Consider the following 25,534-nt stretch of genomic DNA (forward strand, 5'->3'; position numbering starts at 1 on the left):
GGTGTGTAGCTTTACCTGATAGGGCGTTGCATTTAGTTAACTGAGTTCGGAAGGACTCTGACGGTCGGTCCCCTCTATACACCTCCGCCTTCCGGATAGAGGGCTCCCTTGTGCGGAACCAGTGCAAGGTGCTCGAACTCCTGAATTGATTGAACTGAGATAACAGATATTTTAAAGACTATTTAATCGCTATTTATTTTAAAACTTTATTCGATTCAAAATGAAAAAGGCTGCACACGCAGCCTTTTTCATTAAACTTCTCGGAAAAGCATCGCCCAGTTTCTAAGAGTCGCAGCTCTTCGCCTAGCAGTATCTTGGCTCAATCCAATTGAGTACTGAGTTAAGAACTCAGTTGCAGAATCAGGATCCACCTCATTTATGGACGCCGCTCCATTGTATTGCATCCAAGCCCAACCACACAATGACTGTTCAAATCTATCCCTGAGCAATCTCATTTTATCTTGTTGGTTATCAATCCCATGCAATTTATAGCCAACAGGTGTCAGCATATTAACGCCATTAACAAAACCTAATATTTTTGCCGCTGTTTCATAATATGAAACTTGTCTAGATGTAATTTGCTCTGTTTCACTTGTAAAAGGTGTCATTGTTGCCTTAGCATCAATGTAACGAATAATTCTATTTATATCATTGGCTTGAGGGATTTGTGCGCTGGAAATTGCAATTTGGTTGTATTGATTTAATGCTTGTGTTGACTCTGGGATACGTTGGAAATTAATGTTTGATATAACTGTTCCGGTGTGAGCACGCAAATCAAATTGCAACTCATGCTCAGTAAGTGCATTGATGAGCTCTTCTACATATTTTGGGTCAACATCAAGATCTTTTAAACCAGTAATCCAGTCGGCATTAGGTGTTGAAAGTAGATCAACTGCAGTTAAAACTGTTTCGAGCAATCCTTCGTTATTCGAAGTTTTGAACATCATTTTATATGAGCCAGGCTCAGAATAAAATGGCAGGAACATAGCGCGTTCAGATATATTCCTTAATATTCCCTCACATATTCTTCCCCAAGCCCCAAGTATAGCTTGAACTGCATTCCATTCTATAGGTCTGGTACTTCTGTTGCGATAAATCCTAACCTCGTGGAACGCATTCGTTGTTTTATAATGCTCAGGGTCTTTATAAACTAAAGAAAAACCATCAGAATCTAGTGATATACCATATCCGGGGTCCGGCAAAGCTTCTTGATCAATTTCTGCTGTCGTCAACAATCGTTCAACAGTAGGCTGCGTTGTATCAAATGGGGTTTCTATATAATAAATACTTTTGTAAAGATATATGTCCCTTAGTTGAATACTCCCATTTTCAAGCCTATTTTTCTCATCTTCATTAATTGTTATATAATACCAACCATCACATTCATCTTTTTCTTCAACCCAGTTAACGAAAACATACCTCCTCTCCCTTGCCAGCTGAGGGGATTGAGCCAAAAATGTTCTCGGTATATCAAACCTCATATACTCAGAAACAATTTCTAACCGCCCAAATTGATGAGTCTCACTTAGATGATACATATTTCAGTTCACTTCGAAGTTGTTTTCAATGCCTGAATTAATTCTCAGCCAGGCCTCGAAATGGCTATCAGAACGTTCCTTTGACATTTTACCAAAGTGAGGTTCCAACGTACCAATAGCAATTAATCTGCTTTTAAGCGGTTTAGACACAGCCTTTAATGACACAACGACGTCTCTTCTACGGTACATTGATGTGCCACAATCTGATGGACTAGGAACTGGTTTTGGATTCACTTTATCTAAGTGAAAAGCTTGAAAATCACTAGGTGTTGGTGGATTAGTTTTTACTAATCGATACGCTTCACCAGATGTATTCTCTGCTGCGTCTGAAGGTACACCCTCTGGGAAAAAATCAGGATATGGATTCAACTCCATCTGGAAATCCTTTTTTTAACCGTTCAACGGATAATTTAAGTGCCTCAGAGCTTAAATCATTGCCGATGAACTTTCTGTTTAACATCTGGGCTGCAACACCAACTGCGCAAGCCCCCATAAATGGATCACAAACTAATTCATTCTCATTGGAACTTTGAGATATCAAAATTTTCATTAACTCAACGGGTTTTTCTGTAGGATAACCCCGATGAATTCTTGGAACACTTAATATGTCAGGTATAGAGAGATTATTTAGCTTACGTTTTCCTTTTTCGAAAAAAAGAATAAACTCATACTTAGCACGGTAATGATAACCCATGCCAATTCTCATCTTATCCCAAACGATGGGCTTCCAAAATTTGAAACCTGCCGCTTCTGCAATAGGCTTTACAATAAATGCAGTTTCTTGATCGCAAAATAAATAAAAATGGCTGTTTTTACGAAGAACTCGATAAGCTTCATAAAAAAGAGTTTCAAATCTAGAGTTTGGAAAAATCTCGAACCACATATTACTAGATGATTTACTCTGCTTGAGACGTGTTGTTGTCCCAACTTTACGATGCTTCTCTAATGATTCATAAGGGGGATCAGTAATTAACAAATCAACTGATGAGTCATTTAATGACTTTAGCCACTCTATCGCATCACCTTGGTGAAGGTCATAGAATGCATTATTTATTGCCTGGTCAGACACTAGAGGCTCCAAGGTTAAGGTGTGAACTCGGCACTGGTTTCCATGTGAGAGAAAAGCCGAATTACAAATAAAAACAACATGTTAACCTTACTCAAGGAAGCCATGATAACGTTGTTATGATTAGATTAGATAAGATCAGGGTATAGCTACCGCACGATGTCACAGCCACCCTTCCGCTACACTAACCAATTCTCTATCTACAACGTGTAGACTAACAGATTCAAAAGTATCTTATTCTACGAGTAAGTTAAGAGCGACACTTTACCAAAAGATATGAGAGCAAGCTCTCATTATTCCAGCAAGATCGGTTGGCAACTGACCCAGCCATTTACTCGTCTCAAGACACGTTATCGCCCTGTTTGTCTTTTTCTGTAAGATCTGTGCTCTACCATCACACCGATGATCTGTATGTGTTGTCGATCGGAGTGCATGGTGGGGTAATCGTCATTGAGGGGGACCAGTTCAAATACCTCTTGCCCGTTCTCATCGATGCCGCGGGGCCGGTACTTTTTGAATGTGGCCTCGTCGGTGCCGTTCTTGGCCACGACGTAATCCCCTGGCTGGGGTGACTCATCAGGATCAACGATGATGAGATCCCCTTCCTTGAATAGCGGCACCATAGAGTCACCACGTAACCAAAGGCCAAATCCGTAGGGACCGATCTCACCACCTGCCGATACATATTCGACATTCCCATCGAAGGCAGTAGCCTGCTCGCACATCTCACGCCAGTTGCCCGCTTGGACATAGCTAAGAATCGGGATCCGTTTGCCCTGATAGATCACTGCTGGTTCGACGTTGTGATAACCGGGCAAGCTTGTCCCAGTACTGCTTGCAGCATCGTCACCGAAAAGCAGCCATTCCGGCTTAACTCCAAGAATCTCAGCAAGCCTAACTAGGTTGTTACCTTTCGGCGAGGTGTCTCCTCGCTCCCACTGGCTGATAGAGACGCGGTTAATTCCCAGCTTTTTAGCCAAGGATTCTTGGGTCAAGCCGTGAACTAATCGTTGTGATTTTATGCGCGAATGTATGTTCATGTAAGTTATCTTACACAACGACTGCGTAGTTTTTACTTTCTTTTTTGGTAAGTTTTTGTTGCCTTCGCCTGCAAGCGATCTTACATTTACTTCCATTGAGTATATGAGCCCTGCCGAGAGAGTAAGAAAATGAAAAAACATGACGCAGTTCAGCATTATGGCAGCGTAGTCCAATTAGCTGCCGCCCTAGGTATCAAACCGCAGTCAGTTTCGCAGTGGGGCGAGACAATCCCCCAAGGTCGCGCCTATCAGCTCGAATTGATGACCGGCGGTCAGCTTAAGGCTGACACCACCGCTCTGCCTGGCCAAGAGCGGGACACACAACGCGTCGCAACAACGGCTATCCCGGCTGATTTTCCGTGTGTGAAGCGAGCCATGGCCGCGGCAAACGCTCTATCTGGCAACGCTTCCTGACAATCCCCCCTGTGTTTGAACCCCCTAAGAAGGATTCATCATGACTACTCGAATCAAACCTATCCGCATCCCCAGTGATGTGAGCCAACTACCGCTTGATTACCCGTTTGGTGATCGGGTCAGCGAAAGCCTAGAGGAGTACGCCAAGCGCCAAGGCTTGACGATTGGAGCCGTTAAAAAGCGTGCCGACCGCGGCCAGTTGCCCATTTTGCAAGACGGCCCGGGCGCACCTCGCGAGGTCAATCTTTACGCCCTGTTCCTGAAAGCCCGTTATCAGGCTGAGCGCTACGTCACCATGACGCTCGCGTGAACCTGCAAACACCATAACGGGTCAAGGAGAACCTCGCATGTTTACCGAACACGCCAGCAAACATCCGCACTGGATCAGCGCATGCCAACGCTTTGCGGCCAGTCACAACATGGCCGAGATCGCCCAACTAACGGGCATGAATCCGCAGATCCTGCGCAACAAGTTAAACCCCGACCAACCTCACGAGCTGACGGTTGCTGAGTTGATTGCCATTACCCAGGCAAGTGAGGGGGATGAAACCCTCTTTGATGGCGCCCTGTTCTGCTGTGGCCTGACGGCCATTGCCATCCCCGAACGGGAGAAGGGCCCAAGCCTGGCTCATCAGGTGATTGACACCACGGCCAAGGTGGCAGGGCTCGGCGCGCAGGCGCTGACAGTGGTGGAGAGCGGCCGCGTCACCAAGGGGCAGCGCAATGCACTGGTCGGTGCGGCGACAGCGGCCATGGGCAACCTCGCCCTGCTGATCACCGAGATCGAGCACAAATACCAAGCCATTCCCTCTCTGTCTTGTGCGCTGGATATGGCGCGCATGGCAGCTGGGGCTTAGGAGAAGCCATGAGACTGATTTGCCCCCACTGTGGTGCCCGCGCCAGCACTCGCACATCCATCCGGATGAGCCCGCTTTGCGGCATCGCCACTTATCAATGCAGCAATGTGGATTGCGGCCACACCTTCAAGGCGGGGTTCGAAATCATCGCAACCATCAGCCCCAGTGCCATGCCCAATCCGGCCATTGTGCTGCCCATTGTCCCGCGCAGGGTGAAAGAGGTGGCCCAGTGACCCCCTCACTGGCCGCCAAATTCTGCGCACAGGTGAAGGAGAAACCAGCATGCAACACCCCCAACACGAACCCCGCAACATCGCCGGTCTGACCGCCGAGGAGCAGGTGCTGATGAATACCGCAGGCATTGCGCTGTTGCGGGAGCACCTCAATCGGGCTGGTTCAAACCTCGACGGTGATTGGCTTAATGCGTCCAAGACCAAGCGAGTCGCCATTTGCACCATCGCCCGCCAGCCGTGGGATTCGCTGATGATGGCGGCCCTCTCTGCCCTGCCCTATCAGCAGCGTGAGGCGATCCGCCTTGCGGTGATTGCGCTGGATTATCAGTCGCTGTTTCACAGCGGGTGCGATCCAAAAGTGTGGCACCCATCGGTGAAGGTGACGCCGGCAGAACTGGCCGAGCGGAAGAAGAGAGAACAGGCCAAACGCCAGCAACTGGATCATGCGGTGCATGTCGCAGGCCAGATTGGCCAAGAAGGCCCGCGACCTATCGGGCACTAAAAAGCCCGCTTAACGGAGCTGCAACTCCAAGCGGGCCTTTATCAACAACGTATGAGGAAGTCGACATGGCAACTTTAGCGATCCCCTGCGCACTGCGCAACCTTCGCATCCAGCAACGCAAGCTGACGGGCCGCTATGGCGCCCGTCTGAGCCAACACCCGGACGGGGTGGCGCTGCTCGAGCGTTCCACCGCACTGGCTTGGGCTTCTCTGTTCAGCCGCATCAACCCCTGCACACCTCAACAAGGAGCCTGACCATGACCGCACAACCGACCCAAATCAATCTGCTCAACCACCATGCCGCCAAGCGACTGCGCCAGTTGCGGGAACAGTTGAAGCTGAGCCGCCCGAAGTTTGCCGACCTGCTGGGCATTCCACCCACCACGCTCAAGAACTACGAGCTGGGATACCGCGAGATTGGCGGCGGTTTGTTCCTGCTGATTGCCAACCACCCGGAGCTGAAACGGCACATCGACTGGCTGCTGACTGGCATCGCCACACCGGAGGTGCAGGCATGAGCAAAATCTTCCACCCCATATCCGAGCAAGAGGCGCTGGCAGAGTTGCCGCGCCTTCAGCAACGGCTGACCGCCAAAGCTCGCCCTGCCTCTTTTACATATCGGGGGTCAGAGGGCAAATCCCTGTTAGTCCAGGCGCAGCAGTCATTGCGCTGGCACCAGTTGTTTCACCACCTCAACCGGAGGGCCCGCCCATGAGTGACGCCATCAAGATTGCCAGCCAGGCGCCCAAGGTGATCGAGGGTCTGCTAGCCGAGATGTTTGCCGTACGCGCCGAGGATAACCGCATCGCCCTGGGCGCACTCTACTCGGGGAATGAATACATCCAGGTGCAACTGGTGGTGACCAGCAAGCCTGCGGATCTGCTCGACGACGATTTGGTGATGGGGGATGAGGCATGAGTACCACGCTGTTCACCCTGACCAGCCTGAAAGAGTGGCTGGCCCAGAACGAATCGAAACTGCTGCCTACAGCCCCGCTTTGCTGTGGAGGTGAACTCGGTATCTCGATCCGTATCGAGGCGGGCCATATCGCCATCGATGGGCCGGACTTTCAGGCAATAGATGAGGCATGCGATGAGCAACTTCGAACTGTTTGAGCTGGACGCCCAACAAGATCACAGTGAAGCCGGCCCGGCACATATGCAGCCCACCACACCGGTCAGCCAGCTAACCACCCACTGGTTTGCCGCCCGCGCCGAGTTTATCGCTGCGGGCAGCAATGCCAGAGGCAACCGGGATCAGGTGGCCGAGCTGCTGGCGCTTGGCGCAATGCGCACCGTCTACTGGTTGGCCGCTGCAAATCTGGAGTTGGCACTAGCCCGGGAAATTGCCGAGTGGTGGGCCGAGTGCGCACCACTGCATGGACAGGGGGAGATCATCAAATGAGCCATGGACTGCAATGGGAGCTCACGCTCCTGCAAGATCGCTGGCAAGCCACCTACCGGGAAGACGCGGCAAGGCTGCGTCTTTATCAACGGGAGCTGGCCCATGCGCGCCGACTACCTGCCCGCCCCCGCGCCAGCATCAAGCAGTTGCTGCGCCAGTGTGCGGCCGCCCGCCGATTGAAAGAGCATGCCAAAATCAGCGTTCGTGGCTGCCAGTTCCGCATCAAACAGCTATCCGGTTATCTCTCTGCATGACCAGCAAGACCAAACGCCTGCCGCTGTCGAAAAGAACACTGCGGCAGCGCATCGATACCCTTTGCAACTCTCTGCCCGGCGTCAACTTTGACGCCGCTTTTGCTGGTGACCGCGGCCAATACGACCTGATCTGGGCCATGCAACTGCTCGATGGGCTCTCCACCGAGTTGACCAAGAACCTGTTCAAGCAGTACATCCGCCGCCGCAAGGATTGCAGCTTCACCCATTGCCGCTCCGCCAACATCTGGTTGAGGGAGCGAACCAAGTGGGTGCGGATGCAGCTCCAGACCATCCCGGTCGATCCAAAACAGATGCGCGATGAGACCGGCCGCAAACAGATTGCCCACCAGTTCGCCAACCAGACCGCAGCCATTTACAAGCACATCGAGCAGGGCATCAAAGAGGGCGCTGAGCCGGATCTGCTGCAGACCTGGGAGCTGATGCGCCAGCCTGCAGACCAGTGGGGGTTTATCGGCGAGCTGCCAAAGTTCAAAACCCAAGAGGCACGGGATAACTGGATCCTGAGCGTGCTGGTGCGCCTGCTTTCTGCCAAGTGGTGGGAGAAGCGCGTCAACCGCTGCTGGGACAGGCTGCAAGAGCACATCAATATCCTGCTCGGCAAAGTGCGCAAGGGTGTGTCGGCTTTTGTATCAAACGCCACCATGAAGGTGGTGCGCGAGCGCAAGCGGGCCATGATGCGCTGGCTGGCCGAGTCGGAAGTGGTGAACGAGCGTTATGACCTGGTCGTGTCGATGAAGGATTGCTGGGAGGCCAGCAACGCCAACCCGGTGAACCGCCGCAACGAAATGATGGTGCGGGCACGGGGGTTCAGTGACTATGCCGAGGAATTGGGGCATGTGGGAGTTTTCTTCACCTGGACAGCCCCGAGCCGCTTTCATGCCTGGGCACAAAAGCATAACGGCCAAGCGGTAGAGAACAAGCGATATCAAGGGGCCACACCGCGGGAGACCTGCGCCTATCTGGCCAAACTATGGAGCCGTGCCAGGGCCGCCCTCAAACGGTGGAACGCGCCCGTCTATGGATTTCGCGTGTGCGAGGCCCACCACGACGGCACCCCGCACTGGCACCTGCTGCTATTTATGCGCCCGGAAGATCGCAACCGGGTGATCGGGACCCTACGACGCTATGCCCTGACCGATGACCACGACGAGCTGGTACGGAATATCAAGGGCGCCCCACCCTTTACCGACTTTACTCCCCGCTTTGACTGGGAGGAAATCGATCCAACTAAAGGTGATGCCGCAGGCTATATCGCCAAATACATTGCCAAGAACATCGACGGCGCTTACCTGGACGATGACGAAGAGGCTGGCACTACCGCAAATGAAGCTGCCCAACATGCTGTAGCCTGGGCCAGTTGGTGGGGCATTCGTACTTTTCAGCAGATCGGAGGCGCCCCGGTCGGGGTATGGCGCGAGTTGCGCCGCATCAGCAACGCCAAGAAGAATGCCGAATTGGTTGGCCCACCCAAGCCCGTACTGCAAGACCCACGCTTTGAGGCGGCCCGCTTTGCCGCAGATAACGGCATCTTTCGCTGCTACCTGCACGCCATGGGCGGCGCACTGGCCACCCGTGCCGAACACCCCATCAAGCTGGCCCACCTTATCGACGAGCAGGCCAACAGCTATGGCGAAGACATCAAGCGCCTGATGGGCATTACCTCCGCTCGCCTGGGCATCAAGACCCGCCTGCAAGGGTGGGAAATTGTGCCCGCCGGCACCCATGAAGCCAGGAAAGCCGCCGAGGCTGCGGCGAGGGGGGTTGGGGTTAAGACGGGCGACAGCCCGGCACCTTGGAGCTCTGACAATAACTGTACGCTACCGGATCCTGATGCCTTCGCAGACCAGATCATGAGGGAACAATGGGGGTTATCACCCTTATCCATTGATCGATTACGGGCTGGTGCCAGCGTCACGGCAGACGGTTTCACCCTCCGGCTGGAGAACGGCCAACTGCAATCGTGCCGATCGCTCCCCAATGAACCGGATTGGGGGCTCGATGGCCAGCCGCCCGCTGAACAGAGCCTGCTGGATGAATACGCGGTACCAGAAGGGGATCCAGACTGGCGGATGCTGGTTGAGCTGTGCGGCAAGGTCTATGAGGCACAAGGCCACGCCGGGGCGCACCGCTGGATAGAGATATTGCCGGAGCCCTATCAGTCAGAGATGTGGCGCGTGCTGGAGGGGCTGGACACACCGGAGTGGATGCATGAACAAAACGACTACAGCTAAAAGAGGCACTGTGATATCTATTCCTAGAGATTTTTCCCCACAATTAGGTTGATACCTCAAAAGTGAGCTCTCCAACACAGAGCTCATTGATAAGTTGAAAATCGCGGGTCAACGTCACTCTGCGAGATAGAGACTATTATTAGCCTTTGGTTATCCCCTTAATCTATAGCTTCCCTCCACCAAACTAACTATATCATCAATTGTTATAGGTATTTTCTTACCAATCAAAAAGCTATCAACATATCTATTCAACAACTCCTGATTTGGAGTAATGTATTCCTTTATGACTCTCCTCATTTCTTTCAGTGAGTCGGGAGTATCAATTACCCCGCCAGATATGGCTTTAGATATCAACTCTTCCTTTCTCATTTGCTTTTGCTTACCTTTACAATTATGGAGTATATACTTGGCGAGGGAAATCGTTAACATTTTCTCACTATGATAAAAGTCAAAAGCATCATTAATTTCATCATGTGCAATAATCAAATCCCCATATTTCAGTAGGGCGTTGTAAAATTTTGATGCGAAATCATCAATATAACCATATTTTACTTCATTATGTGAAGCTATAAGGGAAAAGTATGGTGATGGCTGTGTGATAGTAATCTCATTGATCATGTTAAATGCATAACACGCTGTGGATATGACACATAACTCGTTCAACATAGATATATTTATCTGTCTAAGAGTTTCAGTAAGTTCTGACCAAGATATATACTCTCTGGTATTGCCAATCTCTAAGCCCAATTCACTTCCACCATGCATATGAAAATGAATCACAGGTTTTAAATTATTGCTAACAACAAAAAAATTTATATTGCCCATGAACTGGATAAATTGCTCTCTACTAGAAACTGCCTCATGATAGTAAATAAGTTCATAGGCAGTAGTAATAGTCCGCAGGTCTTCGTCTAAACGCTTGGTTACACCACCATCATCTGGGCGATCAGAAGTAATCAGGATTATGGCATTCATACTGAATGAAGAATCGAATTGCATATGAGAAGTCTCTTCAATTTACTCTAATGGATTTTTCCAATCATTAACCATCATCAGATATTCATAATCTACCTTTGGCAATCGTAGGATTGCTCTAGTAAGTAAATATTATCTATCATACCGTATTTGATGTATTTTTACACGGGTTAGAAATTGAAGTTGTGTTTGGTAGGATTACCGTCCAGAACTACCAACTCAATTGTATTCCAGCACTTTCAGTACCAACTGATTCATGCTCTTGGCTGAGAGTCTTAAGGTGTGAACGAACGACAAGGTTGCCACACCAAAGACCTGAGCACCGGTGTAGAATATTATCGAGTAAGTCACTTCACCACCGGCAGTTCGTCAAGCGCGGTGGTATAGCGGGGGCTTAACTGCTCCCGCTTCATCATCCACTCCCGGGTGTCGCGGCCACGGGCCGCGAAGTAAACCTTCCCCAACCGCCCATGATTGATCTTGTCGATGACCTGCATCAGCGCCTCGCTGCGCGGGGATTGCTGCTGTGCGGCGAACAGGTCGCCCTGCTGCATGTTGGTGGGGGTGAAGTCGGCCAGCATGACGCCCCCTTTCTGGTATCGCTGCTCATCGCGCCAGATGCGGGGGAGCAGCTCGGGGATCAGGGCCAGCAGCGCCCGGGTGTCATGGGTGGGCATGGCCAGCTTGGTGCTCACCTGGTTGCCGTAATAGGGCTCCCGGTCGCTGAACGGGCTGGTGCGAATGAACAGGGTCACGTGCTGGCAGCACATCCCCTCCCCCCGCAGCTTCTCGGCGGCACGCTCCATGTAGCCGGCCAGCGCCTGGTGCATGGGGCCTATCTGGGTGATGCGCTCCCCAAACGAGCGCGAGCAAATGATCTGCTGCTTGGCCTGGGCCTCTTGCTCCAGCTCGGCACAGGGGATCCCGCGCAGCTCCTGCACAGTGCGCTCGACCACCACGCCATATCGGCGCCGCAGTGCCTTGGGGTCGGCGGCGACCAGGTCGGCCACGGTCTTGACGCCTTGCACCTCCAGCTTGGCCGACAGCCGCCGGCCAATGCCCCATATCTCGTCCACCGGGGTGATCGCCATGAGCCGGGCGCGCCGCGCTTCATCCCGCAGATCCACCACGCCACCGGTGGCGGGCCACTTCTTGGCGGCATAGTTGGCGAGCTTGGCTAGCGTCTTGGTGGGGCCAATGCCGACCCCCACAGTCAGCCCGGTCCATTGCTGCACCCGCTCGCGGACTTGGCGGCCATAGGCCACTAGGTCACCCGCCCAGGACTCGCTCAGTTCGATAAAGGCCTCGTCGATGCTGTAGACCTCTACCACCGGGGCCATACCCTCCAGAATGGTCATCACCCGGTTCGACATGTCGCCATAGAGTGCATAGTTGCTGGAGAACCAGACCCCGCCCATGGCCTCGAAGAATTGGCGGACCTGGAAATAGGGTATTCCCATCTTGATGCCCAGCGCCTTGGCCTCCGCCGAACGGGCCACCACGCAGCCATCGTTGTTGGAGAGCACCACGATGGGCCGCCCCTTCAAGTCGGGGCGGAACAGCCGCTCGCAACTGGCGTAGAAGTTGTTCACGTCGACCAGGGCGACGGCGCAGCGCTTGTTCATGGGGTATCCACCTGATGCACGACAAAAGACACCACTCCGAAGATTTCCAGCTCCTGCCCCTCATTGAAATGGATGGGCCGATATGCCGGGTTGCCAGGGAGCAGCGCCACGGTTGGCGCAAGCTGCAGCTTCTTCACCGTGAACTCGCCATCCACCGCGGCAATCACCACGCTGCCATGCCTGGCCTTGCGGCTGCGATCGACGACCAGAAGGTCGCCATCACGGATCCCGTGATCCACCATGCTGTCACCGGCCGCCCGCACGAAGTAGGTGGCCGCTGGATGGGCCACGCACAACTGGTTGAGGTCAATGGTCTGCTCGGTGTAGTCCTGCGCCGGCGACGGAAAGCCGCAGGCCACCGGGGAGAGGAACAGGGGCAGCTCCAACAGGGGGGCATCGGGAGTGGGTTGAACAAACATGCTGGCAATCTCTGTGATACTGTATAAACACACAGTATAGCAAGCCACCAAAATCGGATCACCGTTCGGCGTTTGGCTCCAACCACGCAGGCGACACAACCCCACATTTATCACAATGTAGCTATCACAATTCCAATTTTCGGTGAGCAATTCCAATAGGACATAAAATAGATCTACACCCCGAAAGGGAATGATATAGACCGATTGCACAGTTAAATGGAGATCATGTAATGGCGCAAAAATGTCCAAAGTGCGAATCAACAAAAGTTGATAAACGCAACTATGCAACCAGAATTGGGGCAATGATTGGTTTGGCAGCGGCAGGTTTCCTTGGCTTTATTAGTACCCGTACAACTGTAGTTGCAGGTGCGGCAGCGGGGGCCGAGGCAGGAGCCGTTGTAGGAGCTGTAGCTGGTCCTGCTGGAGTTGCTGCTGGTGCTGCCACAGGCACATTTGCTGGTGCCGTTTTGGGCGCACTTGCTGGAACGGCAGCAGGCGCTACTGTCGGTGGCGCAGCAGGAAAGGCAGTTGATAGTCTCATACTCAACAACTACAAGTGCCTCAGCTGCGGCCATACGTTTACTGACTAGGACTTCTAACAACCATCCTAGGTATATGTTGCCTACTGAAACTAACGCCCCTTCCTTGTGCAGGCCCTTTATCCTCCCGGCCGTGTTGTGCTGCAGGGCAGCGGAGGTTGTGGCTTATCCCACATTACTGTGGGTTGATTGGTGTCGTGCTGTTGCGCACCGCCGATTACATGGTGGGGCATCTTTCTCCTGCACGATGTGGCCTAACACCGCGAAGCCGGCACCTACTACTCCATCATCCACGAATACCCGATGACCCTGGCGCCGCCCAACGCATCCTGGCCGACAAGACCCACCATGTGCAGCCCGCCACCCACGGCAACCGCGACTGGAACAGGCTGATCCCCCACCTGCACCACCTACCGGCAGCAAAAAGTTGGTAAACGTGACTGGTCACGCACCAAAGTGCGTGATCGGACTTACTACCCCGATTAACAGATATATGAGTGTCAATTTTTTGTGCTCAAAAACTCATGGAGTTACATTTCCAATATGTCAACTACATTATTTATCCAGCGCTTTAAGCAACCTTTTCTTTGTATCCTCATCAAAGCTTTCATCAAATTTTTTCATTATCCTTAATTTATGAAAGCCAGCGGCAACCGTCAGCAGGTACTCAATCGTGGCTATTTTTTTGCTCGCATTCTCTAGACTAAAACACTCCAATTCTTGGCCGTGAAGTATTGGATTTCTTTCATTATACAATTCATCACAAAAATAAGTTATAAATTCCATATTTAATACTTCTTTAAACTTAGTCTGCTTCAATAATGTACCAACAGTAAAGTTACTAGTTTCTTTTTGAGAATCCAACGTTATTTTTGTGAAATCATTGTCACAATAAACCCCTCCACTCAGAGCATGATATTCCTTTGAGAAATCCCAAATCATTCCCTCAATAACTGGCAATGCAGTACAAATAGATGCTGAATAGAGATTATTTCGATAGCATAATAGAACTTCATTAATTATAGGTGCCCTACTACATAGCATATGAGACGCTGGCGGAGATAAGTAAGCACTGTTAACAAGCTCATTTATCTTTTCGAACCTTCCATTACTATACTCTTGGGAGAAAATGTTAGAGAGGTCGTCCCCATCTTTATAAGCATAAAATACAGCCCTTCCATAGGATATGGATTTATTATGTATGTGCCATTTCAAAGGGAAGGCACTCCAAGCGTCATCCAAGCGCATCAATTCTGGAAGTTGATATTTTGGGCTGGCAATTAACACAGCTGCTGACTCAAGATAATCACTATGACTAAATTCCGTTTTGAACAGTGAAGCTCTGAGTTTGAGCATGAAGACATGGTGACGGTGTTTTAAAATAGCATCATTTAAAAGCTTAAGGTGTTCTTTGTCATTACTCGTCGCTTTAGAAAGGCACCGCTCAAGAATAACATTTGATTTATTAGGGTCAATTTTCTTAATGCATTTATAGTTTTGCAACTGTTCACCTAGAATTACCCTTATTACCTTCCCTCTACGTATATATAAATAGTTTAATGTATGCATTCTATTTTTTTCATATATCCTAACTAACTCATCGTCTAGCACCATCTTAACTTTTGATTCTTTTAATAATGAGTAAATTTTATTGTACTCATCATTTTCTTTGTGACAATCAATATCAAATTGAGACACAAAAGATATAGCCGGCATAGCATTTTCAATTATCTCGTGATCTCTAGGGTCAATTTTTTCAGTCAATATATGATTTTTTTGCTTTTCAAATAGATAGTCCGCAATAATTCTATTCAAATTAGATGTTTTTTTGCCCATGAAAGGTTTAGCATTTCCATTTTCTTTATTTGTTTTATTTTTCCTGTTATTTTTCACAACCACACCTTTTACATAATTTATTAATTTCATGCTCTACATGTACAAACTCTTAATGTGCATGTTATAAGTTACATTTAAGACAATAAAATATAGCTTACATTTTCACCCCAAAAAAAATGTTATTGAACCGCAATATATACCAAACAACCAACCTAGTTACCATCCATCGACTGCCTAATCCTTCGCAAGGGAGTAAGCTCTCAATAAAACCATACCAATCCTATACTACTACGTGTAGTAATAATTATCCTTGACGCTGATTTTTTGATGAAGATCGAAATTGTGAGGTGAATATAAAGAGGATAAGTCACTATGATTACACCTAACAGGTAAACCATCTTCTAGCGTGAAAGGATCTGACGGAAAGTGAAGGATCACAAAATGGATCCGTTATCCCGCGCTCGGCCAACGCTGGCACGGGGAGGCGTTCCCCACCCCCAGTCGTTCATCTGCATGGTTTTCCACGCATAAAGCGCGCAGGCGAGGCGGGGTCCCGATTGCGCGCGCGGGGTGTTGAGGGGCCTTTCGAGGCTGCGCTCAGGCTCCCTGGTGCGCGTGAAGGATCTCGGGAGTGTGATGGGCGAAGGGTTGGCCGACAGTGGCCTGTAGCGCGACTGGTGGGCTCTGGCAGGATGGGAGCTCAGCCAAAACAAAGCCCCCTGGGTAGGGGGCTTTGAATTAAATCATGGAGGAATTTGGAGGAATTCCAATTTGAAGATAGCCAAGGTTTTCAGCTTTGCACTGTCAGATCTGACAGTCGATAAGAAGTGAATCGGATTATCTCCTCCCCTGCCCACTCGTTGAACTGCGCAAAGTTCGCCTTCATGCTGTCGATCTCGTTGACGTCAAACACCTGGGCCGCCTTGGTCACATCCCCAAACCCGCCCGTGTTGTTCGGTACCACCCCCATCAATTGCGGTGGTACCCGATGGGCTGCCAGCTGGTCATCCCGGCTCACCCCCTTGATGGAAAGGAAATCATCCTTGGCCGCAATCTCGGCCACCGGGATCAGCTTCACCGAATCCGCCTTGCCACCCGGGGTGTAGAGCAGCAGGTTGCGGAAGTTGCCCGGCCCCTTGCTGTTTTGTAGCGCCGTCTTGAGCGCGGTGATATCGCCCTCGTTCTGCAGGGCATCGCTGATGTGCAGGATGAACCCCGCATGGCTGCCGTTCTCGTAGTAGCGACGGCGAAACAGCGTGGCCGACTCGTTAAGCAGCGCCGAGTTCAGGCTGGCCACATAGTCGGGGATGCCGTAAATCTCCTGATTAACGTCCGCCTCCATCACATGCCCCACATCACCGGCAGGCAACTCCACCTCATCCCCAGGCCTTGGCACCCACCAATAACGATCCAGGTCGAGGGATCGGCGAGTGTACTTGGCCGGCATCTGGTCATAGCGCAGCGTGCCCCCCAGCCGGTTGCGCACCCGCTGCAGGTGAGCATTGCCGAAGATCTCATAGTCCATTACCAAGCCGGTAAAGGCGGCCAGGCTCAGTTTCGGATGAGGGATGAAACAGCCGCGCAAGATATTGCGCTTCACCTGGATGGCCGAGGCGTGATGCACCGCCGCCCGATAGACCCGCGCCAGCCCGTGCAGGCTCAGGGGATGCTCATACCAGCGGCCGTTGTGCATCGACTCGAGGTAATCGAATACCTCCCGCTGGGACAACACCGGGATAGCCTCGCCAAACGTAAACGCCTGCACACCGGCAGGCGAGTTGATCTGCTCACTCATCAGTAAATCTCCATAAAGCCGGAATTGGTGCCGGTCTGCCCCTCAAGGGGCTCGTGTAACAGGGCTTGCATGGTTGCCCAGGCAATATCGGCGTGGCTGGTCTCATCGGAACGGCTGGCCTCGAAGGTGGGCAGCTTGCCGCTTTGGGTCACGGCGCGGCGAATGCTCATGAACGCCTGGGCCAAGTCGGTCCAGCCGCTGTCGAACTCCAGCCGCCCCTTGTTCATCACATCCTGTGCCTTCATCACCATCCGCATCTTCACGTTGGGGTTGTACTGAATGGCGGTGACTGCCGGGTAAAACTGCTTCACCAGCTGATAAACCCCCTCCCCGATCCCGGTGGTATCGATGCCGATATAGGCGACGTTGTAGCGATCGCAGATGGCGCGAATGGATTTGGCCTGGGCATCAAAGTCCATCCCCTGCCAGCGGTGACGCTCCAACACCCGAAACTTGCCACCCGGCACCAATGGCGGAGCCAGCACCGCGCAACCGGTGCTGTCACCTTTACCCCCCTTGGCCGGGTCATAACCGATCCACACTGCCCGGTTGGCCAACGGCCGCAAGGTGTGGGGCTTGTAGTCCTCCCACACCAGCCAGCTGTCGACCATGCAGCGCTGCAGCGTCGCCAACGGAAACAGGCTCTCGGTGTCATCCATGAACTCGCACATCAGCAGGTTGCGGTATTCATCCTCGGAATACTCACTGCGCAGCTGATCCAGGTCGAACAGATTGCAACCGCCGCGCACCGCATCTTCCACCGTGACGATCTGCCGCCACTGACCATCGGCGCACAACTTGCCGGCAGACAGGTTGGCGTGGCTCAGGTCAATCTCGACCCGGTCGGCCTTGGCCTTACCACGGTTAAAGTTGGCGCCAGACCAGAATCCATAAGCGGGATGGGAAAGGCTGGAAGGGGTGGAGATGTAGGTCTGGCGCCACTTCTTGTGCATCGCCATGCCGGAGGCCACCTTGCGGAACTCCAGAAAGCCGTGGATCCAGAAATACTCATCCATGTAGATGTTGCCGTGGTAACTCTGGGCGGTGCGGGCATTGGTACCAAGGAAGTAAAGGTGCGCCCCGTTCGGCAGCACCATGGGGTCACCTTTGAGCTCAACCCCCTCCTCCTTGGCGAACTGGATGATGTACTGCTTAAACATGTGGGCCTGCGCCTTGCTGGCTGACAGGAAAATCTGGTTGCGCCCGGTCACCAGGGCATCAATGAAGGCCTCGAAGGCGAAGAAGTAGGTCGCCCCGATCTGGCGCGACTTGAGCAGGTCGCGGATCCGGTACTCCTGCCCGGCCTGATACCAGACCCGCTGGTAATCGAACATAGTCGACTCAAACCGCTCGATAAGCCGCTCTTGCTGCTCGGGCTCCACCACGTTGCGCTCGGGGGCCTTCTTCGGCCCCTTGTTGCGGTTAGCCACCTTCGGGTTGAGGTCGGCCTCGTTGCCGCCATTGCTGTACTTGTTGACCCGGGCGATGCGCTCGAGCTGGCGGCCCAGCAGGTCAATCTCCTTGAAGTCGCCGCCGCTCTTGGTCTCCTTCATCACCAGCTGGATCATGCGCGCCTCGATGGCGCTATCCACCCGGTCTATCGGTTTGATGTCCTCCCAGCCGTCGCGCTTCTTCCAGGTCGAGACGGTACCCTCCGGCGTTTGCAGCAACTCGGCAATGGCGCGCAACGGGTACCCCTGAAAGAACAGGTACATGGCCTGCCGTCTGGGGTCGAGATGGGGAAAGATGATGGGTGCTGTTGTCATGGCGCCAGTCTACCCAGCCGCTACCACCCCAAACGCCCCACTGCCAGTGTGTAGCGCCATCCCACACTGGCCCCGGATTGCACGATCCCGCCGCTCACCCAGACCATAACCGCGACATCACTACCCAATTACCAAAGGGATCCCAGCACATGCCTAAGTCCAAATTCTTCCGTGTTGCGGTTGAGGGGGGCACCACCGACGGTCGCGCCATCACCCGCGAATGGATTGAGCAGATGGCCCAGCGCTACAACCAGGCCACCTATGGCGCACGGGTCAATATGGAGCATATCCGGGGCCTCGACCCCAACGGCTTGTTCAAGATGTACGGTGACATCACCGCCGCCAAGACCGAAGAGGTCACCATCGAAGGGGAACAGCGGCTGGCCCTGTTCGTCCAGATTGACCCGACCCCGGAGCTGATCGCGCTCAACAAGAAGCGCCAGAAGGTCTACACCTCCATCGAGATCCACCCCAACCTGAACGAAAAAGGGGCCTACATGATGGGGCTGGCCGTGACCGATAGCCCGGCGAGCCTTGGCACCGAAATGCTGCAGTTCTGCAGCAAGGCCGCGGTCAACCCGCTGGCCGACCGCAAATACCATCCGGAGTGCCTGTTTACCGAAGCCCTCGAAACCGTCATCGAGTTTGAAGATGAGCAAGAGAAAGGCCCGGGCCTGCTGGAACGGATCAGCGCCATTTTCACCAGCCACAAGCAGCAATCGACCGCCGATTTCAGCGATGTGCATCAGGCCGTCGAAGCCGTGGCCAAAGAGGTGACCAGCCTCGATACCGACCTGCAAACCAAGTTCAACGAACTGACAGCCCGGCAAACGGCGACCGCCAACGCCCTGGCCGACCTGACCACCCAGCTCGAGCGCCAGGAAGATTTCAGCCACAAGCGCCAGCCTGCCACCGGTGACGATGGCACCAAGCCAACCAACACCGATTTTTAAGGGACCCCGATAATGCGCAACGATACCCGTCAGCAATTCGAGCAGTACACCAGCCAACTGGCGAGCCTGAATGCCGTCAGCTCGGCCATGGTGCAATTCAGTGTCGAGCCCAGCATCCAGCAAAAGCTGGAAACCAAAATGCAGGAGTCCGTCGACTTCCTCAGCATGATCAACATCGTGCCGGTGGATGAACTCAAAGGGGAAAAGGTCGGCATCGGCATCAATGGCACTATTGCTTCTCGTACCGATACCAGTGGCGGCAAGGCCCGCGTCCCGTTCGACCCGACCGGACTGCAAAACACCAAATACGAGTGCGAAAAGACCAACTACGACACCAGCATCGGTTACGCCAAGCTTGATGCCTGGGCCAAGTTCAAAGACTTCCAGATCCGCATTCGCGATGCCATCGTCAAGCGCCAGGGCCTGGACCGCATCATGATCGGCTGGAACGGCAAACTTGCCGCGAAAGACACCGATCGCATCCAGTTCCCTATGCTGCAAGACGTCAACATCGGCTGGATTGAGCACACCCGCCATGATGCTCCCGCCCAGGTGATGAGCGAAGGGGATGCGGGCACCGGCCATATCTACATCTACCAGCCCAAGAGTGAAGCCGACACCAAAGAGGGTGATTACGGCAACCTCGACGCCCTGGTGTTCGATCTGGTCAACAGCAAGATCAAACCCTGGTACCAGGACGACACCGATCTGGTGGTGATCTGCGGCCGCAAACTGCTGGCCGACAAATACTTCCCCATCCTCAACGAGACCCGGGACAACCAGAACAAGCTGGCCGGTCAGGTGCTGGTGAGCCAGAAACAGATTGGCGGCCTGCTGGCGATCCGCGTCCCCTTCGTCCCGGAAGACACTCTGATCGTCACCCGCCTCGACAACCTCTCCATCTACTGGCAGATCGGCGGCCGCCGTCGCCACCTGGAAGAGCAGCCGAGCCTCGACCGCATCGTCAACTGGGAATCCTCCAACGATGCCTACGTGGTCGAGGATTACGACTGCATCGCCGTCGCAGAAAACATCACGCTGGGCGCCAAACCTGCGCCTGCAGGCGGTTAAGGAGCCACGATGACACCTGCACAACGACACACCGCCCGCATCATGGCCGCCCTGCAAGGGGCGGCCAATCCCGAGCAGGATCGCGCCGCCGCCAACCAGTACGAACTCCAATTGATGCAGCTGGCCGAGCACCGCCGCACCCTCAAGGGCATTCAGAGCCTCGAGCGCAAGATTGACGCCAAACGCACCATGCTGGCCACCTACACACCGTGGATTGATGGCCTGCTGGCCGCCGATCGCGGTGGTCAGGATGACGTCATGGTGACCGTGATGCTATGGCACCTCGACACCGGCGATCTGGCAGGCGCCCTGCCAATGGCTGATTACGTGATCCGCCACTGCCTCAATACCCCTGACCAGTACGAACGCACCGCCCCCACCCTTATCGCCGAAGAGGTGGCCGACACCGCCATCAAGCTGCAAGAGGCGGGCAATGGCCCGTCCCTGCCATTACTCAGCAGCTACATGAGCATGCTGGCTGACTGCGACATCTTCGACCAGGTGCGCGCCAAGTTGCACAAGGCGGTGGGCCGCGCCTGTTATGCCGAAGGGCTCAAAGAGCAAGCGGCCGACCACTACCGCCGCGCCATCGAACTGTACGACAAGGTGGGCATCAAGCGAGAGCTGGAAGATTTGGTGCGCGAGATCAAAAAGGATAAAGCCGCCGCCGGCCAGCCCGCCAACGAACCGGCACCGCAGCCGGACGCGGAGCCCCAATCCGAGTCACCGCCACCCGAACAGCCTGACCCCGCCCCCGGCGAGGCCAGCTAACCGAGCGAACCCCGCACCCTGGGCGGCTCGGGCCTGACGAATGCCAGCGGCATACCAGACGGCCCGACCACCGCCCAACATGCGGCGCCACCTCACATCAGGAGCACCATGAGCACCGGATTTTTAGCCACCAACCCGACCCCGGCCGCCACAGAAGAGGGCGACATCACCAGCGCCCCCTTCTGGCCGGCCATCTCGCTTTGCGCGCTGCGCGACACCGTCCGGCTCGATGGCACCGTCACCACCGCCCGCCTCACTCATGCGGTGATCGACGCCATTACCAGCGTCAACCGGGATCTGGCCCAGTGGCGCAGCGCCAGAGAAAGTGAAGGTCACGCCACCCTGGCCGCAGTCCCCGCCGAGCCCATCAATGGCGAATCGACATACCTGCATAGCTACCGGCGTGCCGTCTACGCCATGACCCGCGCCAACCTGCTAGAGCGCTACACCGACTACAGCGCCACCGGTGACGGCATCAAAGGGGCCGATGCCAAAGAGATAAGTTCGGATGACCTCTACCGCGACGCCCGCTTTGCCATCCGCGACATCATTGGCACCACCCACACCACGGTGGAGCTCATCTGATGCAACTGCGCAGCCTGCAGGGCGACACCCTCGATCTCATCCTGTTTCGTCACTACGGCTACACCGCGGGCATCACCGAGCAGGTGCTCAACCTCAACCCCGGTCTGGCAGCGCTCGGCCCCATCCTGCCAACCGGCACCCTCATCAACATGCCAGCGGCCCCCACTCAGGCCGAACAGCCGCTGATCCAGCTATGGGACTGACTGTCATGCGACAGCAGAGAACTCCGACATGAGCCGCCTCGACGACGAACTCGAACGACTGGCCAACATCAGCGAGCAACAACTGGCTGCCCGCATCCATGCCGCCCGCATTGCGGGCACTGGCCCCCACTACTGCATCGACTGCGACGACCCGATCCCGCAGGAGCGCCGCGAGGCGATCCGGGGCTGCGAACGCTGCGCCGACTGTCAGACCATCCACGAATTCCAACTCGCCCGCCACTGCGGCAGCAAACGATAGGAGAGCACGATGCCAGAACCGATTTCCTCCAGCGCCGCAACCAGCACCCTCACCGGTCTGGCCTTGCTGTTCACCCTGCCCGGGGTGGATCCCTCCGTGGTGCTCGGCGCACTCACCGGCGCGGTGCTGTTTATCTCGGCCGCCGAAGAGCAGGGGCGCCTGCGCCGGATTGCCCTGTTTGTCGCCTCGTTTGTCAGCGGCCTGCTGCTGGCTGGCTTTACCTGCCAATTGCTGGAGGTACTGCTGCCCGCCAGCGTCCAGGTCAGCAATGCGATCGGCTCGCTGATCGCCTCCGCCATGATGGTGCGCCTGCTGCAGCTCATCATGCGCAATCAGGATCGGCTACTTGACGCCTTGTTTAACAAAAGGGGGCAACCATGATCCCGACAACTCCGACCGGTGTGTTTATCTACACCGCCCTTTACGCCCTGATCTGCGCCGCCATCTTCCTGCGGGTCATGCTGTTTGACCGCAAAGGTGGCGAGTATCGCGCCCTGCCCGCCTGGATGGCGTGGCTGCTCTGCGTGCTGTCAGGCTCCATTCCACTGCGCTTTCTGTTTGGCGGCATCCCTGTGCCAGATCCGGCCGCCTTCGGGCTAGCCCTCTTCCTGCTGTGCGCCGTGCTCAACACCCGCGGCTCGGTGCACCACCTGCTGCCCCGGGGCAAACCGTCCAGCACCGACCATGCCCGGGATATTTACCGGAGGTACCAGCCATGAGCCTGAAAAAAGGGGATACCGGCACCGCCGTGGCAGACCTGCAACGCCGCCTCACCACCGCCGGTTATCCGGTGGCTGTCGATGGCTGGTTTGGTGAGGCCACCGAGCAGGCGCTGATCGCCTTCCAGCGGGATTACATGATCGCCGCCATCGGTCAGGCGGGCCCGCGCACCCTGGCAGCCCTGCTCGGCAGTGAGCGCGGCAACCAGCTGACCATCAACCACATGCAGGCCGGCGCCGATCTGCTGTCGGTACCGCTGGCCACCATGGCTACCGTTGCCCAGGTCGAGAGCATCGGCGAAGGCTTCACCAAAGCCATGCGCCCGGTGGTGCTGTTCGAGCGGCATGTGTTCTACCAGCAGCTCACCAAACACCAAGGCAAGGCGGCCGCCGACCAGCTGGCCACCCATTACCCCAACCTGGTCAACCCCAAGCGCGGAGGCTATGTGGGCGGCGCAGCCGAGTGGGAGCGTCTGCAACTGGCCATCAGCCTGCATCGGGATGCGGCCATCGAGTCGGCCAGCTGGGGCATGTTCCAGATCATGGGCTACCACTGGCAGCCGCTGGGTTTTGCTTCTGCCAGCGACTGGCAGGCAGCCATGCAGCACAGCGAGGTCGAACACCTCACCGCCCTGTGCCGCTTTATCCAGCAAGACCCCGCTATGCACAAAGCGCTGCAGGGGCGAAAGTGGGCGGATTTCGCCCGTCGCTACAACGGCACGGCGTTTAAGGAGAACGACTACGACACCAAACTGGCGAAGTGGTTTGCGCACTTTACCAAGGTCTATCAGTTGCAGGAGGTGGTTAATGTGGCGTGAGCTGTTGGGCTCGCCCCTCAGCTGGTTGCTGCTGGCGTTGGTTGTCGCTCTTGGTGGCTGGGGCTGGTCAGCCCGCTCGGCGGCCAAGGCCAGAGGGGACGTCACCACCCTGCAAACCAGTCTCAAGGCAGCCGATGAGAAAACCAAAGAGGCCGAGCGGCGCGAACAGCTTAAAGAGACCGCCATCGCCACCCTCACCCGGGAACTGACCACCCAGGCACAAGCGGCGCAGCAGCTGCAGGCCCAGCTCGACCAGCTGGCACAGGCCGCAGCCACCCGCGCCGACACCATCAAGAGGCTCAAACGTGAAAATGCCGAACTCAGAGCTTGGGCTACTCGCCCTCTGCCTGATCCTGTTATCAGGCTGCTCCAGCGCCCCGCCCTCACCGGCGCCGCAGATTATCAGGCTCACCTGTCCGGCCCCGAGCCCCTGCCAGCTGCCGCCGGCGGCGCCACTCAATAACGGCGACTTGCTCGACCAGCTGAGCCAGACCGAGGCCGCCTGGGCCAGTTGCGCCGCCAAGGTCGATAACCTCATCACCTGCCAGACACGACAACAAGGGAGTGAAGATGGAAAAGCCAAAACAGATCCGTGAGGTACTGACCCGCTGCGTGCCACACCTCAAGACCAACCCGGACAAGCTGCACATCTTTATCGCCCCGGGCAATATCGAAAGCACCGGGGCCCGCTCCCTCTCGTTCGAGTGGCAATACCCCCTCACCATCGGTATTGAAGACTTTGCGGGCCACCCGGATCAGGTCATGGTGCCGCTGCTGGCCTGGCTGCGCCAACACCAACCCGAGCTGATGACCAACAACGAGTTGCGCAAAGATGGCATCACCTTCGAGGCCGAATACCTCACCAACGACCTGATGGATCTCATCATCACAGTCAAGCTGACCGAGCGGGTCAAGGTATGGCAGAACGAACAGGGGATAGGCTGGGAACATCTGCCAGAACCGCCGGAAGACCCTTATGACGGCATCACCTGGGAGCTCTTTATCAACGGGGAACCGCAGCCATGGCCACCGACGACCTGAGCCGGCTGATCAGCTGGGCCGATGGTCTGCTGGCCGGCATGACACCGGCCGCCCGCCGGCAACTGATGGGGGACATGGCCCGCAATCTGCGCGCCAGTCAGAGCAAACGGATCAGGGCCAACATTCAGCCCGATGGCAGCCCCATGACTCCGCGCAAACCGCTCAAGAAGCTGGCGAAAAAACGTGGCGCGACCCGCCGTAAGATGTTTCAGCATCTGGTCAGCCCCCGCTGGCTCAAGGCGACCAGCACCGAACATCAGGCCGTGGTCGAGTTTGTCGGCTCAGCCAATCGCCTCGCCACCATTCACCAGTACGGTCTCAAAGACCGCATCAAGGGCCGCGAGATCAGCTATCCGGCACGGGAACTGCTGGGGCTGGAAACCAAGGAGCTCGAGAAGATGGAAGAGATTCTGCTGGAGTTCATGCTCCCAAGTTTTCATTCGCAATAGTATCGGTACAATAGCGGACAAGTTTGAAGCTTGATTGTTCTAGCATAGGGATACATGAAAAAGTCGCAATCTATACAGATTGACTTTATGGAAATACAATGCAGAAAAGTTAAGCGTTGGTTATTTTACATTGTGTTTTTGGTTGGCCCTG

36 protein-coding genes are annotated in these 25,534 nt (G+C 54.7%); 26 read left to right on the top strand and 10 right to left on the bottom strand.

The window, feature by feature from the left end; all coding sequences use genetic code 11:
• Positions 1-251: 251 nt before the first annotated feature.
• From G5182_RS07270 to G5182_RS07285, 4 genes are all read right to left on the bottom strand, one after another.
• A complete protein-coding gene (locus G5182_RS07270) occupies positions 252-1,538 on the bottom strand; it encodes a DUF6575 domain-containing protein (protein WP_421254271.1) in 1,287 nt (428 codons plus the stop codon).
• A gap of 3 nt (positions 1,539-1,541) precedes the next feature.
• A complete protein-coding gene (locus G5182_RS07275) occupies positions 1,542-1,913 on the bottom strand; it encodes a hypothetical protein (RefSeq protein WP_421254272.1) in 372 nt (123 codons plus the stop codon).
• Complete coding sequence (locus G5182_RS07280; protein WP_421254273.1) at positions 1,891-2,607, bottom strand: DNA-methyltransferase; 717 nt, start codon at positions 2,605-2,607, stop codon at positions 1,891-1,893. Before G5182_RS07280 ends, G5182_RS07275 begins: the two co-directional genes overlap by 23 nt.
• A 347-nt stretch (positions 2,608-2,954) precedes the next feature.
• Positions 2,955-3,644, bottom strand: coding sequence for a LexA family protein (locus tag G5182_RS07285; protein ID WP_323916898.1), 690 nt, complete (start codon positions 3,642-3,644; stop codon positions 2,955-2,957).
• Between the two features lie 129 nt (positions 3,645-3,773).
• Between G5182_RS07285 and G5182_RS07290 the strand changes: the two genes are divergently transcribed.
• The 12 genes from G5182_RS07290 (at position 3,774) to G5182_RS07345 (ending at position 9,559) form a co-directional block, all read left to right on the top strand.
• Complete coding sequence (locus G5182_RS07290) at positions 3,774-4,058, top strand: Cro/CI family transcriptional regulator (RefSeq protein WP_421254274.1); 285 nt, start codon at positions 3,774-3,776, stop codon at positions 4,056-4,058.
• A gap of 40 nt (positions 4,059-4,098) precedes the next feature.
• Complete coding sequence (locus G5182_RS07295) at positions 4,099-4,368, top strand: DNA-binding protein (protein WP_213387180.1); 270 nt, start codon at positions 4,099-4,101, stop codon at positions 4,366-4,368.
• A gap of 37 nt (positions 4,369-4,405) precedes the next feature.
• Positions 4,406-4,915: a phage regulatory CII family protein gene (locus tag G5182_RS07300; RefSeq protein WP_421254275.1), complete on the top strand. Its 510-nt coding sequence runs from the start codon at positions 4,406-4,408 to the stop codon at positions 4,913-4,915.
• An 8-nt stretch (positions 4,916-4,923) separates the two neighbouring features.
• Positions 4,924-5,148, top strand: coding sequence for an ogr/Delta-like zinc finger family protein (locus G5182_RS07305; RefSeq protein ID WP_005351998.1), 225 nt, complete (start codon positions 4,924-4,926; stop codon positions 5,146-5,148).
• A 49-nt stretch (positions 5,149-5,197) separates the two neighbouring features.
• A complete protein-coding gene (locus G5182_RS07310; RefSeq protein ID WP_421254276.1) occupies positions 5,198-5,650 on the top strand; it encodes a hypothetical protein in 453 nt (150 codons plus the stop codon).
• Positions 5,651-5,715: 65 nt separating this feature from the next.
• Entirely contained in the window at positions 5,716-5,904 is a 189-nt protein-coding gene (locus G5182_RS07315; protein WP_058056131.1) for a hypothetical protein, read from the top strand.
• Between the two features lie 2 nt (positions 5,905-5,906).
• Positions 5,907-6,167 carry a helix-turn-helix domain-containing protein gene (locus tag G5182_RS07320; protein WP_071911267.1) on the top strand — a complete coding sequence of 87 codons (261 nt, stop codon included), beginning with the start codon at positions 5,907-5,909 and terminating at the stop codon, positions 6,165-6,167.
• 193 nt (positions 6,168-6,360) lie between these two features.
• Positions 6,361-6,567: a hypothetical protein gene (locus tag G5182_RS07325; RefSeq protein ID WP_421254277.1), complete on the top strand. Its 207-nt coding sequence runs from the start codon at positions 6,361-6,363 to the stop codon at positions 6,565-6,567.
• Positions 6,564-6,764, top strand: coding sequence for a hypothetical protein (locus G5182_RS07330; RefSeq protein WP_421254278.1), 201 nt, complete (start codon positions 6,564-6,566; stop codon positions 6,762-6,764). Before G5182_RS07325 ends, G5182_RS07330 begins: the two co-directional genes overlap by 4 nt.
• The gene (locus G5182_RS07335) at positions 6,742-7,053 is read left to right on the top strand and encodes a hypothetical protein (protein WP_421254279.1); all 312 of its coding nucleotides are present in this window, start codon (positions 6,742-6,744) and stop codon (positions 7,051-7,053) included. The genes G5182_RS07330 and G5182_RS07335 overlap by 23 nt, the downstream gene beginning before the upstream one ends.
• Positions 7,050-7,307 (top strand): hypothetical protein, encoded by a 258-nt coding sequence (locus tag G5182_RS07340; RefSeq protein WP_421254280.1) that lies wholly within the window; start codon positions 7,050-7,052, stop codon positions 7,305-7,307. Before G5182_RS07335 ends, G5182_RS07340 begins: the two co-directional genes overlap by 4 nt.
• Complete coding sequence (locus G5182_RS07345) at positions 7,304-9,559, top strand: replication endonuclease (protein WP_421254281.1); 2,256 nt, start codon at positions 7,304-7,306, stop codon at positions 9,557-9,559. Before G5182_RS07340 ends, G5182_RS07345 begins: the two co-directional genes overlap by 4 nt.
• Before the next feature lie 150 nt (positions 9,560-9,709).
• Here G5182_RS07345 and G5182_RS07350 read toward each other — a convergent pair whose 3' ends face one another.
• The 3 genes from G5182_RS07350 to umuD all read right to left on the bottom strand — a co-directional run bounded on the left by G5182_RS07350 (position 9,710) and on the right by umuD (position 12,578).
• Positions 9,710-10,558 (bottom strand): hypothetical protein, encoded by an 849-nt coding sequence (locus tag G5182_RS07350; RefSeq protein ID WP_421254282.1) that lies wholly within the window; start codon positions 10,556-10,558, stop codon positions 9,710-9,712.
• A 323-nt stretch (positions 10,559-10,881) separates the two neighbouring features.
• Positions 10,882-12,159, bottom strand: coding sequence for a translesion error-prone DNA polymerase V subunit UmuC (umuC, locus tag G5182_RS07355; RefSeq protein ID WP_421254283.1), 1,278 nt, complete (start codon positions 12,157-12,159; stop codon positions 10,882-10,884).
• Complete coding sequence (gene umuD, locus G5182_RS07360; RefSeq protein WP_421254284.1) at positions 12,156-12,578, bottom strand: translesion error-prone DNA polymerase V autoproteolytic subunit; 423 nt, start codon at positions 12,576-12,578, stop codon at positions 12,156-12,158. The genes umuC and umuD overlap by 4 nt, the downstream gene beginning before the upstream one ends.
• A gap of 230 nt (positions 12,579-12,808) precedes the next feature.
• On the opposite strand from umuD, the gene G5182_RS07365 reads away from it, so the two are divergent.
• Positions 12,809-13,168 carry a hypothetical protein gene (locus G5182_RS07365; RefSeq protein WP_421254285.1) on the top strand — a complete coding sequence of 120 codons (360 nt, stop codon included), beginning with the start codon at positions 12,809-12,811 and terminating at the stop codon, positions 13,166-13,168.
• A gap of 504 nt (positions 13,169-13,672) precedes the next feature.
• On the opposite strand, the gene G5182_RS07370 is transcribed toward G5182_RS07365, so the two are convergent.
• The 3 genes from G5182_RS07370 to G5182_RS07380 form a co-directional block, all read right to left on the bottom strand.
• Positions 13,673-15,043: a hypothetical protein gene (locus G5182_RS07370; RefSeq protein ID WP_421254286.1), complete on the bottom strand. Its 1,371-nt coding sequence runs from the start codon at positions 15,041-15,043 to the stop codon at positions 13,673-13,675.
• A gap of 700 nt (positions 15,044-15,743) precedes the next feature.
• Positions 15,744-16,748, bottom strand: coding sequence for a phage portal protein (locus G5182_RS07375; RefSeq protein WP_013723865.1), 1,005 nt, complete (start codon positions 16,746-16,748; stop codon positions 15,744-15,746).
• The gene (locus tag G5182_RS07380) at positions 16,748-18,514 is read right to left on the bottom strand and encodes a terminase ATPase subunit family protein (RefSeq protein WP_421254287.1); all 1,767 of its coding nucleotides are present in this window, start codon (positions 18,512-18,514) and stop codon (positions 16,748-16,750) included. Before G5182_RS07380 ends, G5182_RS07375 begins: the two co-directional genes overlap by 1 nt.
• A gap of 149 nt (positions 18,515-18,663) precedes the next feature.
• Here G5182_RS07380 and G5182_RS07385 point away from each other — a divergent pair, with 149 nt between their 5' ends.
• The 13 genes from G5182_RS07385 (at position 18,664) to G5182_RS07445 (ending at position 25,383) form a co-directional block, all read left to right on the top strand.
• Positions 18,664-19,467: a GPO family capsid scaffolding protein gene (locus tag G5182_RS07385; RefSeq protein ID WP_421254288.1), complete on the top strand. Its 804-nt coding sequence runs from the start codon at positions 18,664-18,666 to the stop codon at positions 19,465-19,467.
• 12 nt (positions 19,468-19,479) lie between these two features.
• On the top strand, positions 19,480-20,538 hold the full coding sequence (locus tag G5182_RS07390) for a phage major capsid protein, P2 family (RefSeq protein WP_421254289.1): 1,059 nt from the start codon (positions 19,480-19,482) through the stop codon (positions 20,536-20,538).
• A 9-nt stretch (positions 20,539-20,547) separates the two neighbouring features.
• Positions 20,548-21,309 (top strand): phage terminase small subunit, encoded by a 762-nt coding sequence (gene gpM, locus G5182_RS07395; RefSeq protein WP_421254290.1) that lies wholly within the window; start codon positions 20,548-20,550, stop codon positions 21,307-21,309.
• A 108-nt stretch (positions 21,310-21,417) separates the two neighbouring features.
• On the top strand, positions 21,418-21,894 hold the full coding sequence (locus G5182_RS07400) for a head completion/stabilization protein (protein WP_421254291.1): 477 nt from the start codon (positions 21,418-21,420) through the stop codon (positions 21,892-21,894).
• Positions 21,894-22,097, top strand: a complete 204-nt coding sequence (locus G5182_RS07405; RefSeq protein WP_005352059.1) for a tail protein X — start codon at positions 21,894-21,896, stop codon at positions 22,095-22,097. The genes G5182_RS07400 and G5182_RS07405 overlap by 1 nt, the downstream gene beginning before the upstream one ends.
• A 28-nt stretch (positions 22,098-22,125) precedes the next feature.
• Positions 22,126-22,356, top strand: a complete 231-nt coding sequence (locus G5182_RS07410; protein WP_019445413.1) for a TraR/DksA C4-type zinc finger protein — start codon at positions 22,126-22,128, stop codon at positions 22,354-22,356.
• 9 nt (positions 22,357-22,365) lie between these two features.
• Entirely contained in the window at positions 22,366-22,737 is a 372-nt protein-coding gene (locus G5182_RS07415) for a putative holin (protein WP_421254292.1), read from the top strand.
• Entirely contained in the window at positions 22,734-23,075 is a 342-nt protein-coding gene (locus tag G5182_RS07420; protein WP_013723873.1) for a phage holin family protein, read from the top strand. The genes G5182_RS07415 and G5182_RS07420 overlap by 4 nt, the downstream gene beginning before the upstream one ends.
• Complete coding sequence (locus G5182_RS07425; protein ID WP_421254293.1) at positions 23,072-23,893, top strand: N-acetylmuramidase domain-containing protein; 822 nt, start codon at positions 23,072-23,074, stop codon at positions 23,891-23,893. Before G5182_RS07420 ends, G5182_RS07425 begins: the two co-directional genes overlap by 4 nt.
• Positions 23,883-24,356: an Rz-like lysis system protein LysB gene (lysB, locus tag G5182_RS07430; protein ID WP_421254294.1), complete on the top strand. Its 474-nt coding sequence runs from the start codon at positions 23,883-23,885 to the stop codon at positions 24,354-24,356. Before G5182_RS07425 ends, lysB begins: the two co-directional genes overlap by 11 nt.
• On the top strand, positions 24,247-24,489 hold the full coding sequence (gene lysC, locus G5182_RS07435) for an Rz1-like lysis system protein LysC (RefSeq protein WP_421254317.1): 243 nt from the start codon (positions 24,247-24,249) through the stop codon (positions 24,487-24,489). Before lysB ends, lysC begins: the two co-directional genes overlap by 110 nt.
• Positions 24,464-24,934 carry a phage tail protein gene (locus G5182_RS07440; RefSeq protein WP_421254295.1) on the top strand — a complete coding sequence of 157 codons (471 nt, stop codon included), beginning with the start codon at positions 24,464-24,466 and terminating at the stop codon, positions 24,932-24,934. Before lysC ends, G5182_RS07440 begins: the two co-directional genes overlap by 26 nt.
• Positions 24,916-25,383, top strand: coding sequence for a phage virion morphogenesis protein (locus tag G5182_RS07445; protein ID WP_421254296.1), 468 nt, complete (start codon positions 24,916-24,918; stop codon positions 25,381-25,383). Before G5182_RS07440 ends, G5182_RS07445 begins: the two co-directional genes overlap by 19 nt.
• Positions 25,384-25,534: the final 151 nt, after the last annotated feature.

The organism is Aeromonas sp. 600948 (genome assembly GCF_049174875.1).
Lineage (GTDB): Bacteria > Pseudomonadota > Gammaproteobacteria > Enterobacterales > Aeromonadaceae > Aeromonas > Aeromonas veronii_A.

Coding starts and splice junctions, on each gene's coding strand:
- G5182_RS07385 (WP_421254288.1), top strand. CDS start 18,664: ATGCCTAAGTCCAAATTCTTCCGTGTTGCGGTTGAGGGGGGCACCACC.
- G5182_RS07440 (WP_421254295.1), top strand. CDS start 24,464: ATGGAAAAGCCAAAACAGATCCGTGAGGTACTGACCCGCTGCGTGCCA.
- G5182_RS07285 (WP_323916898.1), bottom strand. CDS start 3,644: ATGAACATACATTCGCGCATAAAATCACAACGATTAGTTCACGGCTTG.
- G5182_RS07425 (WP_421254293.1), top strand. CDS start 23,072: ATGAGCCTGAAAAAAGGGGATACCGGCACCGCCGTGGCAGACCTGCAA.
- G5182_RS07320 (WP_071911267.1), top strand. CDS start 5,907: ATGACCGCACAACCGACCCAAATCAATCTGCTCAACCACCATGCCGCC.
- G5182_RS07290 (WP_421254274.1), top strand. CDS start 3,774: ATGAAAAAACATGACGCAGTTCAGCATTATGGCAGCGTAGTCCAATTA.
- G5182_RS07445 (WP_421254296.1), top strand. CDS start 24,916: ATGGCCACCGACGACCTGAGCCGGCTGATCAGCTGGGCCGATGGTCTG.
- G5182_RS07420 (WP_013723873.1), top strand. CDS start 22,734: ATGATCCCGACAACTCCGACCGGTGTGTTTATCTACACCGCCCTTTAC.
- G5182_RS07270 (WP_421254271.1), bottom strand. CDS start 1,538: ATGTATCATCTAAGTGAGACTCATCAATTTGGGCGGTTAGAAATTGTT.
- G5182_RS07275 (WP_421254272.1), bottom strand. CDS start 1,913: ATGGAGTTGAATCCATATCCTGATTTTTTCCCAGAGGGTGTACCTTCA.
- umuC (WP_421254283.1), bottom strand. CDS start 12,159: ATGAACAAGCGCTGCGCCGTCGCCCTGGTCGACGTGAACAACTTCTAC.
- G5182_RS07375 (WP_013723865.1), bottom strand. CDS start 16,748: ATGAGTGAGCAGATCAACTCGCCTGCCGGTGTGCAGGCGTTTACGTTT.
- lysB (WP_421254294.1), top strand. CDS start 23,883: ATGTGGCGTGAGCTGTTGGGCTCGCCCCTCAGCTGGTTGCTGCTGGCG.
- G5182_RS07295 (WP_213387180.1), top strand. CDS start 4,099: ATGACTACTCGAATCAAACCTATCCGCATCCCCAGTGATGTGAGCCAA.
- G5182_RS07315 (WP_058056131.1), top strand. CDS start 5,716: ATGGCAACTTTAGCGATCCCCTGCGCACTGCGCAACCTTCGCATCCAG.
- G5182_RS07335 (WP_421254279.1), top strand. CDS start 6,742: ATGAGCAACTTCGAACTGTTTGAGCTGGACGCCCAACAAGATCACAGT.
- G5182_RS07310 (WP_421254276.1), top strand. CDS start 5,198: ATGCAACACCCCCAACACGAACCCCGCAACATCGCCGGTCTGACCGCC.
- G5182_RS07410 (WP_019445413.1), top strand. CDS start 22,126: ATGAGCCGCCTCGACGACGAACTCGAACGACTGGCCAACATCAGCGAG.
- G5182_RS07345 (WP_421254281.1), top strand. CDS start 7,304: ATGACCAGCAAGACCAAACGCCTGCCGCTGTCGAAAAGAACACTGCGG.
- G5182_RS07370 (WP_421254286.1), bottom strand. CDS start 15,043: ATGAAATTAATAAATTATGTAAAAGGTGTGGTTGTGAAAAATAACAGG.
- G5182_RS07365 (WP_421254285.1), top strand. CDS start 12,809: ATGGCGCAAAAATGTCCAAAGTGCGAATCAACAAAAGTTGATAAACGC.
- G5182_RS07350 (WP_421254282.1), bottom strand. CDS start 10,558: ATGCAATTCGATTCTTCATTCAGTATGAATGCCATAATCCTGATTACT.
- G5182_RS07415 (WP_421254292.1), top strand. CDS start 22,366: ATGCCAGAACCGATTTCCTCCAGCGCCGCAACCAGCACCCTCACCGGT.
- G5182_RS07300 (WP_421254275.1), top strand. CDS start 4,406: ATGTTTACCGAACACGCCAGCAAACATCCGCACTGGATCAGCGCATGC.
- umuD (WP_421254284.1), bottom strand. CDS start 12,578: ATGTTTGTTCAACCCACTCCCGATGCCCCCCTGTTGGAGCTGCCCCTG.
- G5182_RS07390 (WP_421254289.1), top strand. CDS start 19,480: ATGCGCAACGATACCCGTCAGCAATTCGAGCAGTACACCAGCCAACTG.
- G5182_RS07400 (WP_421254291.1), top strand. CDS start 21,418: ATGAGCACCGGATTTTTAGCCACCAACCCGACCCCGGCCGCCACAGAA.
- G5182_RS07330 (WP_421254278.1), top strand. CDS start 6,564: ATGAGTACCACGCTGTTCACCCTGACCAGCCTGAAAGAGTGGCTGGCC.
- G5182_RS07380 (WP_421254287.1), bottom strand. CDS start 18,514: ATGACAACAGCACCCATCATCTTTCCCCATCTCGACCCCAGACGGCAG.
- G5182_RS07405 (WP_005352059.1), top strand. CDS start 21,894: ATGCAACTGCGCAGCCTGCAGGGCGACACCCTCGATCTCATCCTGTTT.
- gpM (WP_421254290.1), top strand. CDS start 20,548: ATGACACCTGCACAACGACACACCGCCCGCATCATGGCCGCCCTGCAA.
- G5182_RS07305 (WP_005351998.1), top strand. CDS start 4,924: ATGAGACTGATTTGCCCCCACTGTGGTGCCCGCGCCAGCACTCGCACA.
- G5182_RS07340 (WP_421254280.1), top strand. CDS start 7,050: ATGAGCCATGGACTGCAATGGGAGCTCACGCTCCTGCAAGATCGCTGG.
- G5182_RS07325 (WP_421254277.1), top strand. CDS start 6,361: ATGAGTGACGCCATCAAGATTGCCAGCCAGGCGCCCAAGGTGATCGAG.